Raw genomic sequence first — 396 nt, 5'->3', positions numbered from 1 at the left:
GGCAACGACACTTTGAACGGTGCGGGCGGCAACGACACCTATGTCTATGCTCGTGGTGACGGAAACGACACTATCGTAGAAGACTACTGGAACGGCACAAGCGACCAGTTGGTGTTCACCGACATCAATCCAGCCGATGTGACATTGGCTCGCAACGGCAACGATCTGACGGTTGCCATTGCCGAGAGCGCCCCTGGCGCTGGCGATGCCGGCTCGGTGCTGATCAAGGCGACGCTCAACGAGGATATTCAGCGCGGGATCGAGAAGATCGTCTTCGCTGACGGAACAACCTGGAGCATCGGTCAAATCAGGGCGATGATCGTCGATCAGGCGGGGACTGCATCTGATGATACGATCAGTGGCACCAACATGATCGACAACATGGTGGGCCGACTG

General features: G+C 57.3%; 1 protein-coding gene. It reads left to right on the top strand.

The genetic code is table 11. The annotated features are described in order from the left end of the window. Nucleotides 1-396 (top strand): calcium-binding protein (locus E8M78_RS23660; protein ID WP_281405086.1); only part of this gene is annotated, 396 nt, incomplete at both ends.

This window comes from Rhizobium sp. FKY42 (genome assembly GCF_005222835.1).
GTDB lineage: Bacteria > Pseudomonadota > Alphaproteobacteria > Rhizobiales > Rhizobiaceae > Neorhizobium.
The sequence above is the reverse complement of the archived record's forward strand: the minus strand, read 5'-3'. Positions and strand labels throughout refer to the sequence as shown.